Source organism: Ideonella sp., from assembly GCF_036277275.1.
Classification (GTDB): Bacteria; Pseudomonadota; Gammaproteobacteria; order Burkholderiales; family Burkholderiaceae_C; genus Ideonella.
Map to the genome: position 1 here is coordinate 1 of NZ_DASUNH010000054.1, position 10,241 is coordinate 10,241.

Consider the following 10,241-nt stretch of genomic DNA (forward strand, 5'->3'; position numbering starts at 1 on the left):
GCACACGGGGGCGCTGACGCCACATGAGCGCAATGCGGGCGCGTTGGTGGTGATGCTGTATGTGCCGAACGATTGGCTCGTCCATGCCGGGCTTTCCGGCCCTGCGCGCAGCGGGTGGGTCCATGCACCGGAGGTGGTCGGCCAGGCGCCCGGGCTGTCCACCGCCGCAGACGCTCAGGCCTGGTTGCACCGGGCCCTGCCAGCCTTGTGTCATGGGTTGCAGCAAGACCCCGGTGCCTCACCGGATGACCCGCCAAGCGAGGCCGTTCGCAGCCTGCTCGAACGCGTGCAGGCTGCCATCCTCGCGGGTGAGCAGACGGTGTCTGGCCTGGCCGAGTACTGCGCTGTCAGCCGAGAGCGGATCCACCGTGTGCTGAAGCGCTGGGTCGGCATGTCTCCAGCCGACTATCTGCGCGCCGTTCGCCTGCAACGAGCCAAGGAAATGCTGCTGGACGGCGAGTCACTCGCCTGCGTGGCGGCGGCCTGTGGCTTCACCGATCAGGCGCATTTCACGCGCTGGTTCCGGCGCGCCTTTGGCTACACGCCGGGCGACCTCGTGCGGGCCAACGGCATCGCGGCGACGGACGTCGCGGCCCCTGGTGGCTGAGGCCTGCGCTCTGCGCGGTCATGCCACATGAGCGGCAGATGCGCCTGGGAGGCCTGTGCGACGGGCGACGATTCGAATGGCTTCACGTGGGTCTCGCTTGGGGGGACGAATGGCCTGGGCTGCCGCTGTGTTGCAGGTTGTCTTGCTGCTGGGCAGGCCGAAGCGACCGCGACCGAGCTTGTGGGCTCACCGCGCGTGCAACAGAATCGGCGCAGCTTGTCCGCTCAACGTCTTATGCCCTGGGACCACCCCAACCCGTTCACCCTGCCCACCGTCGCGCAAAGCCAGGACATCGATGGGTTGAACCACACCAACAACGCGGTGTACGTGCAATGGTGCGAGAAGGTGGCCTGGGCGCACTCGGAGGCGCTGGGGCTGGCCCTGGCCGACTACCGGCGGCTCGACCGCGCGATGGCGATTCGCCGCGGCGAGTACGAGTACGTGCGGCCGTCTGGTTTGGGCGACGAGATGACGCTGGGCACCTGGCTGTTCAGCGGTGACGGCAAGCTGGCGATGGGCCGGCGCTTTCAGCTGATCCGCGACCGCGATGGCGCAACGATCCTGCGCGGGCGGTGGGACCTCGTCTGCATCGAGCTGAGCAGCGGCCGGCCGCGCCGCATGCCGCAAGAGTTTTGCGCGATCTATCTCGCGGCAGCCGTTGACCGGCCAGGGGGCGAAGGTGGTTGAGGAGCGCTCGCCGTGGACGAGCCAGATGCTCACCAGTGCTCGCTGCCGCTCCCTCGGTCAAGGGCTGAACCCTGTTGCTTCCCGGCTCGACACGGCGCGAAATGCTCCAGCCCTCCTGAACCTGAGCGGGGTTCGTGCACGGCCGTGCTGTCGCTGCATCGCGGCATCGCTGCCCGGGTGACGCCCCGCCGAAACGGGGCCCTATCATCGATCGGTTTGGCGCCTCCGGCGCGCGTCGGTTGGCCTTGCTCTGGCCGCCATCTGGAGCCTCTCAGTTTTCACCATGCCGTCTGACTGCAGGCGGCCCACCGGAATCCGATGGATCACAGCATTTCCCTCATCACCACGGTCGCGGCGGCATTCGGCGGGGCCTTGTTGCTTGGCTTCCTGGCCGAACTGGTGAAGGTGCCGGCGCTGGTGGGCTACTTGCTCGCCGGTATCCTGATCGGGCCTACCACGCCGGGCTTTGTCGCCGACGCGCAGATCGCCTCGCAGCTGTCGGAAATTGGCGTGATGCTGCTGATGTTCGGCGTTGGGCTGCATTTCTCGCCCAACGATTTGTTGGCGGTGCGGCGCGTGGCGATACCGGGGGCGATCGTGCAGATGGGCGTGACGACTGCGCTGGGCTTTGGCTTCGCGCGTTGGTGGGGTTGGAGCGTCGGCGGCTCGCTGATTCTCGGCCTGGCGCTGGCCTGCGCCAGCACCGTGGTCCTGCTGAAATCGCTGGAGTCGCGCAACATGCTCCAGACCCTGAACGGCCGCATCGCGGTGGGGTGGCTGGTCGTGCAGGATCTCGTCACCGTGCTGGTGCTGGTGTTGCTGCCGCCTCTTGCCGGAGCCCTTGGCAGCACGACGGCAGGGGCGGCCGACGCCGAGTCGCTGTGGCTGTCGATCGGGCAGACCTTGCTGCAGGTGTCGGCCTTCATCGCGTTGATGCTGGTAGTGGGCCGCCGGGCGCTGCCCTGGTTGCTGTGGCAGGTGGCGCGCACCGGCTCGCGCGAGTTGTTCACGCTGGCGGTGATCGCGACGGCGATCGGCATCGCCTACGGCGCGTCGGCGCTGTTCAGCGTGTCGTTCGCGCTCGGCGCGTTCTTCGCCGGCACGGTGATGCGCGAGTCCGAGTTCAGCCACCGGGCGGCCGAAGAATCCTTGCCGCTGCGCGACGCCTTCTCGGTGTTGTTCTTCGTCTCGGTGGGCATGGTGTTCGACCCGGCGATCCTGGTCGAGCAGCCCGCCCGCGTACTGGGTGTGCTCGCCATCATCATCGTGGGCAACTCGCTGATCTCGATGGCGCTGGTCATCGCGCTGCGCTACCCGCTGAGCACGGCCTTGTCGGTGGCGGCGGGCCTGGGCCAGGTCGGCGAGTTCTCGATCATCCTGGCCGGGCTGGGCCTGTCGCTGGGCCTGCTGCCGGCCGAAGGCATGAGCCTGATCCTGGCGGGGGTGTTGATCTCGATCGCGCTCAACTCGTTCCTTTTCAGTGCCAGCGAGCCGATCCGGCGCTGGGTGCTCGAGCATTCGGCGCGGGCGCGCGAGCTGGATCGGCGCGAAGACCCGTATGCCGAGCTGCCGATGAGCATTGAGCGCAAGTTCCTGCAGGGCCAGGTGGTGCTGGTCGGCTACGGGCGAGTGGGGCGCCGCATTGCCAAGGCGCTGCACGAGCGCGGCATCCCCTTCGTGGTGGCGGAAGAGAACCGTGAACTGGTTGAGGACCTGCGCAAGAACGGCATCGCCGCCGTGTCGGGCAATGCGGCCGACCCGGCGGTGCTGATCCAGGCGCATATTGCCGACGCGGCGATGCTGGTGGTGGCCACGCCCGACACGATCAACGTGCGCCAGATGGCCGAGACCGCGCGTGCGTTGAACCCGAACATCGAGATCCTGCTGCGGACCCACAACGAGGAAGAGTCCGAGTTGCTGCGCCACGAGGGTGTCGGCAAGGTGTTCTTCAGCGAGGAAGAGCTCGCCCATGGCATGGCCAACGAGGCGTTGAAGCGCTTCGCGCCGCAGGCCGGGAGCCGAACAGGCTGACTGGCGACGGGCCGGTGCCGTCTGCGCTGCCCGCCAACGGCGCAACGCAAAGCATGGGGTGGGCATCGGTGCCAGGCACCCCATGGCCTCAGGCAGCCAGCGGTCCGCCTCGAACGACGGTGACCCGCACTGCGGATTCGATGAGATCACATCCGTACTATCCAAGGTCGCTCGCCCCGGTCACCATTGGCTGATGAACACATCGCCTTGGTCCCACCACAGCTTCACCGCCCCGTTCACCACCACGGGACGGGCGGCGTTGGTGAAGGCGCCACCCTGGCACTACGCCGGTTGGTTGCTGAACGTCGCTTTCCGCTTTGACGCCGACGCCGCCGCGGCGTTGGTGCCGCCCGCTGGGCCGACCCACCGGGACGGGCTGCGTGCACTTTGCCGATTGGCAGGCTTGTACGGATGGCCATGAGCTGCTGCAGACTTGCCCCAACCCGTGCTCGTGAAGCCAGACATCGTCGACCGGGTGGGTGGTGGCTGGCACGCGGCAACGGCATCGCTCCAACTGACCGCGCACCCACAAGAGGACATCGGCCTGCTCGGCGACATTCAAGCCATCGAGGCCAATGCCGGGTGGATGGGGATCACCGTGCGTGGAGCTCTTGATGCGTGACGGCCCGTGGCCGGATCGATGGACGGCAAGCCCACCGCGATGGCGCTGAACCGGTCCGAGGTGCGGCGCCTGCAAGTGTTCGACGTCGAGCACGTTCGGCACCGCCAGCCCGGCCAGGAATGGGTGCCGCACTGGCACGCCGATTGGTCCTTCGGTGCCATCGTTGACGGGGAGTGCCGTTGCAGCGTGGGAGGCCGTCCCTTCCATGCCCGCCCAGGCGATCTGTTCGCCATTGCCCCGGGCACCGTGGCGGCGGCGCGGGCTCGGCCCCTTCCGAGCCGGCCGCCAAGGCTGCGCCGCTGGCGGTGACCAATGCCGCACCGGCGGCCGAAGCCAGGAGCTACACACCGCTCAGTTGGAGCAACCCCGAGCCGGCCACCACCTACAAGCTGCCGGACGGCACGCTCGTGACGCGTGTCGGCGGGCGTGCGCGCGACCGGCACGCACGCGAGATCTGGGGGCCCACCGGCGACGGCTACGACCTGTTCACGCCGAACTACTTCGTGCGGCGCACGCATGACATGACGATCTACGAGAACGTGTCGCCGACCAACGCCGAGGAACGGATCGTCACCGTGGTGGTTCGCCCGCAATGGTGGCTGTTCGACACCAACTTCCGTGCCGGCTACATCGGCCGCAGCGCGAACGACCCGTACCTGCCGGTCTCCCCGGCGCTGTACGGCGACAACGCCGGCATGAAACGGCTTCCCGCGTTCAGCCTGATGCCGGGGCAGGAGTTGAAGACGCCGGTGGCGAACTACGACGCCTTGCCCTACGACCCGCGCAGCAACTACGACACCGACCTGAATGTGCCACCGGCGCCGGGCGAGTTCGTGCTCGTGCGCCAGCTGACCTACAACGCACCGCTCGGGCGCAACTACCGCGTGGGCGACACGCTGGAGTTCGAGCTCGGACTGTTCCTCGCCGGCAACCAGGGCGACGCACTGGGCCGGTTCAACTACTACGCCGAAGCCGTCGCCTACCGCGTTGGCAAACCGGGCGTGCACCCGTGGTACCGCGATGCTTGCTGCGACACCGGGGGCATCCCGTGGAACTCGAGCCTGCTGCCCGGGCAGGCGAGGGCTGGCGGCGACACGACGCTGCATGAAGATGCTTCGTACCAGCCCGAACTCAACCTGATGCAGGCGGCGACGAACATCGCCGGCGCCAACATCCAGCCCTTCGTGGAAGGGCGCCGGCTCTTCCACACCTCGTTCGTCGACGGCAGCCACTCCGAACCCCGCAACGAACCGAACACGGTGCAAGCCGGCAAGGCAGGGCCGAAGTTCCAGCAGGTGTCGTGCATCGCCTGCCACTCAGGCAACGGCAAGAGCACGCCGCCGACCGACGCGCCCCTGGCCAACATGGCGGTGCTCACCGCGGAGCTCAACGACCAGGGCAAGCTGGTGCCCGATGCCCGCTTCGGCGGGCACCTGAACCAAGGTCTCGTCGTGTCAGGCGGCAAGACCGTCGACGGCCGCCAAGGGCTGCTGACGATCAGCGGCTTCAAGACGACGCAGGGCAGCTACCCGGACAACACCAAGTACACGCTGAAGAAGCCGCTGTACGCGCTGACCGACATCGCCGGCCGCCCCTTGCCGCTGCCCGAGCGGATGTCGGTTCGCGCCGCGCCCCACTTGATCGGCATGGGCCTGCTCGAGGCCGTGCCCGAGTCGACTCTGCAGGCCCTCGCAGACGCCAGCGCCTCGGACCCCGACGGTGCGATCGGCCGCCTGCAGATCGTGGCCGACAAGATCGACCCGAAGATCAAACGGGTGGGCCGTTTCGGCTGGAAGGCCACCTCGCCGACCGTGCAGAAGCAGACCGCCGAGGCGCTGAACGCCGACATCGGCGTGACCACGACGATCCTGCCCAAGCATCTTTGCGGCCAGGCAACCGACAACGCCGACTGCCGCGCCGCGGACGCGCACGGCCCCGAATTCTCCGAGGGTGATCTCGCTCGCGTCACCAAGTACTTGAGCTTGCTGGGGGTGCCGCCACAGCGCCATTTCAACGGCGAGCAACCGGTGGGGATCTCGGCGCCGACGATCATCAGCCAGTCGCCCGACGAGACCGCTGCGCAAGTCGCCGCCGAACAAGCCATTCAAGCGCGGGTCGCCAATGGTGAGCGACAGTTCAACAAGGCGCGTTGCAGCGCCTGCCACGTGCCCACCCTCACAACCGGTACCGCGCATGGTTTTGCGGAACTGCGCCGCCAGACCATCCACCCCTACACCGACTTGCTGCTGCACGACATGGGCCCCGACCTGGCAGACGAATTCCCGCAGGCGGCTGCGAGCGGCAGGGAATGGCGAACACCGCCGCTGTGGGGCCTGGGCTTGCTCGCGAGCATCAACCCGGGCACCCACTATCTGCATGACGGGCGCGCGCGCTCGATCGAAGAGGCGATCCTCTGGCACGGGGGCCAAGGCTCGGCCAGCCGCGACCGATTCAAAGCGATGACCGCCAAGCAGCGCGCCGATCTCATCGAGTTCGTGAACTCTCGCTGAGCGTCGCCTGAGACCTGGCCAGGCCGGCACGCCCACAGCCGGCGGGGGCGGCGGCGGCGATGACCGTGACGTGCCGGATCGACGGGCAGAACGTGCCTCTCATGTCGATTGGCTGTCGGCCCGTTCGTCGTAGCGATGAGGCGGCACCTGCCGCCTCGCCGCGCTGCACGGTGGCAGCTTTCACAGAGCGACTTTCATGAACTCATCCCCAACCCGACTGGTGCTGCTCGTGGCCACGCGCAAGGGCGCCTGGTTGTTCCGCGCAGACCCGCAGCGCGACGCCTGGACGGTCGACGGCCCGCACTTCCTGGGTCACACCATCAGCCACATGCGGCTCGACCCGCGCGACGGGCGCACGCTGCTGGCCGCCGCGAAAACCGGCCACCTGGGACCGACCGTGTTCCGCTCCACCGACCTGGGCAAGACCTGGAAAGAGGCCCGCCGACCGCCGGCTTTCGACCCACCGTCGAACCACCTGCCGGCGCGCGCGGTGGACCACACCTTCTGGCTGACGCCCGGCCATGCCAGCGAGCGCGACACCTGGTTCGCCGGCACCTCGCCGCAGGGCCTGTTCCGCTCGGAGGATGGTGGCGACAGTTGGACGCCGCTGCCGGCCGTCAACGACGACCCGCAGTTTCGCGAATGGATGGGCACGGCGCAGGACGGCACGCCCGACGGCCCCAAGCTGCACTCCGTCATCGTCGACCCGCGCGACCCGCAGCACCTGCTGTTCGGCATGTCGGGCGGCGGTGTGCACGAGTCTCGCGATGCCGGGCGCAGCTGGACGACGCTGATCGAAGGCATGCAAGTGGTGGAAGGTTTCGACGCCGCCACCGTGACCTTTCACGACCCGCACTGCGTGCGCATCTGCCCCGGCAACCCTGACCGCCTGTACCAGCAGAACCACTGCGGCATCTACCGGCTCGACCGGCCGGCCACGGCCTGGCAGCGTGTCGGCCGCCACATGCCTGCGGAGGTGGGCGACATCGGCTTCCCGATGGTGGTGCACCCGCGCGACGCCGACACCGCCTGGGTGTTCCCGATGGACGGCACCGACGTCTGGCCCCGCACCAGCCCCGCCGGCCGCCCGGCAGCCTACGTCACCCGTGACGGGGGCCAGACCTGGCAACGGCTGGACCAGGGCCTGCCGCAGCAGCAAGCCTGGTGGACCGTCAAGCGCCAGGCGATGACGGCCGATGCCTTGCCCGCGCCGGCGCTGTACCTGGGCACCACCAGCGGCGAGCTGTGGATCGGCCACGACGGCGGCTCACACTGGGCCAACATCGCACGCCACCTGCCCGAGATCTACGCGGTCGAAGTGGCGGAGCTGGCGTGAAGGTGCTGGTGCCGAGCGCGCTGCGCTCTTACACCGGCGCGCCGGAGGTGGAGGCGACCGGCGACACGCTGCTCGCGCTCTTCGCCGACCTCGACCAGCGCTACCCGGGCCTGCGCTTTCGAGTGGTCGACGAGCAGCAGCAACTGCGGCCGAACATGCGCATCTTCGTCAACGGGCAGGGCGTGCGCGACCTTGGCCGCGCATTGCAGCCAGACGACTTCGTGGCGATCGTGCTGGCGCTCAGCGGCGGGTGAGGGCGGCAGCGCGGATGCCCGTTGGGTATGGCGTCGATCGGGTGCTGCCGAGCCGTCTCGGTCCATTGCGCCGGCCTGTTGGCTGCGGCTTTGCAGCGGTTGCTGACCGTAGTCGCAGGCTCCCGTACTCAGGCTGACGGCCACCAAGCTGTCGCTGAGCTCGACGATGGTCGGTGGCACCGGTGTCGGCTGCGAGAGGTCAAGTCGCCGCGGGTTGGAGACAAGGCGCACCGCACGTTCGGCCTTTGAACTTGGCGGGCGTCGATATGGGAAAGGGGGCTCTCCTCATGACGCAGAATCCACCTCAGTGCTTCTTTGTTGACGCCGATCAATAGGGGGATGGGTTCTTCCAGGATCTTCGCGCCTGATGTCGAACGCACCGCCCCAACTTCTGCTCGTCGACGATGAGGATGTCTTCCTGCTTCTCACCCGGACGTTGCTGGAGCGCGCCGGCTTTGCCGTGACGCCGGTATCGGAAAGCCCACTGGCCGTCGAGCTGGTCGAGCAGGGTTTCCGGCCCGACGTGATCCTCCTTGATTTCCGTATGCCGGTGCTGACCGGCCCGGAAGTCCTGAAGAAGCTGCGAGCAGCCGGATCGAGCGCACCCGCTGTCCTCGTGTCTGCCATCCGGGATGTCGAGCGCGAAGGCGCACTGCACGGCTTCGACTCCGCCGTCGCGAAGCCGTTCTCTTCGAAGGGGCTTGTCGATGTGGTGAATGGGCTGCTTCGGAGGCGCTCAGGAAGCTTTCCCCCATGAAGTTGTGTGAGGTGTGAAATGCAATTCCTCTCCAGTATTCGCCATCCCTCTCTGAATGCCGTGCGGACCGCATGGGAACGGTACGTCAGCACCGGAGTGGAACCGGGAACGGATGTCCGGCGCTACGTCACGCGCGCCTGGGTGCGATCCCGCATGGCGGGGTGCGACGCGCGCATGGCGAAGGCCGATGTGCTCACGCCTCGAGAAGTGGATTCGCTGTTGCGGGAGCAGGACTGGCTGCTTACAGCTGGCCAGCCGTTTCTTTCCGCCCTGTCACAAGCCGCTGGTGCGGACCGACACGCCGCCATGCTGGCTGACGCAAACGGGCGCCTCCTCGAACTCCATGGCGACCCGGAAACGATCGCGGACCAGGACTTCCCGCGCCCAGGGTCCTTGCTCGACGAATCCCGCGCCGGCGCCAACGGCGTGGGCACTGCGCTGGCAGAGGACGGTTACGTCGAACTGGTGGGGCCCGAGCACTTCATCGAAGGCTTTCATGCCTTCACATGCCAGGGCGTGCCCCTGCATGGACCCGCTGGGCAGACGGTGGGCGTGCTCAGCATGTCCGTGCGCCGACTGCAAACGGCGGACCGCGTCCGCAACATCCTCTTCTGTGCCTCGGAGGCCGTGGAGTGCGAACTGTTGGCTCGATGGCTGTCCGACAACGTCAGCGACCCCCAGGAGCCACTTCTCGAACACCTGCGCCAGGACATGATCCAGCGCATTGCGATGGCCCGTCTTCAACTGGAGGTGGCAGCGCAGAGCATCGCCGCGGGCACCGACGCATCGACGATGGTCGAGTCGGCGCTGGAACTGAGCCGGAAATTCGCCCGGCATGCCGCGGTGTGGCGGACACTCGCCTTGAGCAAGGATCGGCCCCATCAAGAGCGGATCGAGCTGGCCGACCTGATTTCCGATCTCCTGGAGCTCTTGGAGACAGAGGCGCGCGTGGCAGCCATCGAGTTGCGCCCCGCACAGGTGGATCGCGTGCCGGTGCTCGAGGATCCCGGAGCCATGGCGTGGCGCGTGCTCGACTGCCTGCTTTCCGCGATCCAATGCTCACCACCCGGAGCGCAGCTGGAAGTGTCGGTCGTTCGTTCCGGTCAGCTTGGCCAAGTCGTGGTTCGCGGCGGACCCCATGACGGTATTGCGCCGCCCGTATTCATGGCAACAGCTCCAATGATTCATTGAGCGATGGCCTGTTCCGGCACGCGCTTGAGCATCGGACCGAAGGCCCCGGAAGGGGCGGGTGCTACCGCAGGTTCGGCGCTGATGCTCGCCGTTGGCAGAACTTCGCCCCAGGACCCCAAACAGAGATCGTCAGCGTTGTCTCGTTCGGTCCTGAAGCGACGCTCAAGCGCAGGTCGCTGTCTGGAAGTGCCGTCTGAATTGCATCGAGAAACGTCGACAACACCCGCTGCGAGAGGGCTTGCACGT

General features: G+C 67.6%; 11 protein-coding genes. All 11 read left to right on the forward strand.

What is annotated here, in order from left to right; all coding sequences use genetic code 11:
• On the forward strand, positions 1–607 hold a 607-nt coding region (locus VFY73_RS10320), incomplete at its 5' end, for a helix-turn-helix transcriptional regulator (protein WP_329718314.1).
• 234 nt (positions 608–841) lie between these two features.
• Positions 842–1,294 carry a thioesterase family protein gene (locus VFY73_RS10325; protein WP_329718316.1) on the forward strand — a complete coding sequence of 151 codons (453 nt, stop codon included), beginning with the start codon at positions 842–844 and terminating at the stop codon, positions 1,292–1,294.
• A 318-nt stretch (positions 1,295–1,612) separates the two neighbouring features.
• A complete protein-coding gene (locus VFY73_RS10330; RefSeq protein ID WP_329718318.1) occupies positions 1,613–3,325 on the forward strand; it encodes a cation:proton antiporter in 1,713 nt (570 codons plus the stop codon).
• 193 nt (positions 3,326–3,518) lie between these two features.
• Positions 3,519–3,746: a hypothetical protein gene (locus VFY73_RS10335; protein WP_329718320.1), complete on the forward strand. Its 228-nt coding sequence runs from the start codon at positions 3,519–3,521 to the stop codon at positions 3,744–3,746.
• A gap of 30 nt (positions 3,747–3,776) precedes the next feature.
• Positions 3,777–3,947 carry a hypothetical protein gene (locus tag VFY73_RS10340; RefSeq protein WP_329718322.1) on the forward strand — a complete coding sequence of 57 codons (171 nt, stop codon included), beginning with the start codon at positions 3,777–3,779 and terminating at the stop codon, positions 3,945–3,947.
• A gap of 18 nt (positions 3,948–3,965) precedes the next feature.
• Positions 3,966–4,256 (forward strand): AraC family ligand binding domain-containing protein, encoded by a 291-nt coding sequence (locus VFY73_RS10345; RefSeq protein WP_329718324.1) that lies wholly within the window; start codon positions 3,966–3,968, stop codon positions 4,254–4,256.
• Positions 4,253–6,457, forward strand: a complete 2,205-nt coding sequence (locus tag VFY73_RS10350; RefSeq protein ID WP_329718326.1) for a di-heme oxidoredictase family protein — start codon at positions 4,253–4,255, stop codon at positions 6,455–6,457. The genes VFY73_RS10345 and VFY73_RS10350 overlap by 4 nt, the downstream gene beginning before the upstream one ends.
• A gap of 196 nt (positions 6,458–6,653) precedes the next feature.
• Positions 6,654–7,793, forward strand: a complete 1,140-nt coding sequence (locus tag VFY73_RS10355; RefSeq protein ID WP_329718328.1) for a glycosyl hydrolase — start codon at positions 6,654–6,656, stop codon at positions 7,791–7,793.
• Entirely contained in the window at positions 7,790–8,047 is a 258-nt protein-coding gene (locus VFY73_RS10360) for a MoaD/ThiS family protein (protein WP_329718330.1), read from the forward strand. Before VFY73_RS10355 ends, VFY73_RS10360 begins: the two co-directional genes overlap by 4 nt.
• A 367-nt stretch (positions 8,048–8,414) precedes the next feature.
• Positions 8,415–8,804 (forward strand): response regulator, encoded by a 390-nt coding sequence (locus tag VFY73_RS10365; protein ID WP_329718332.1) that lies wholly within the window; start codon positions 8,415–8,417, stop codon positions 8,802–8,804.
• A gap of 18 nt (positions 8,805–8,822) precedes the next feature.
• On the forward strand, positions 8,823–9,995 hold the full coding sequence (locus VFY73_RS10370; protein WP_329718334.1) for a GAF domain-containing protein: 1,173 nt from the start codon (positions 8,823–8,825) through the stop codon (positions 9,993–9,995).
• Positions 9,996–10,241 lie beyond the last annotated feature (246 nt).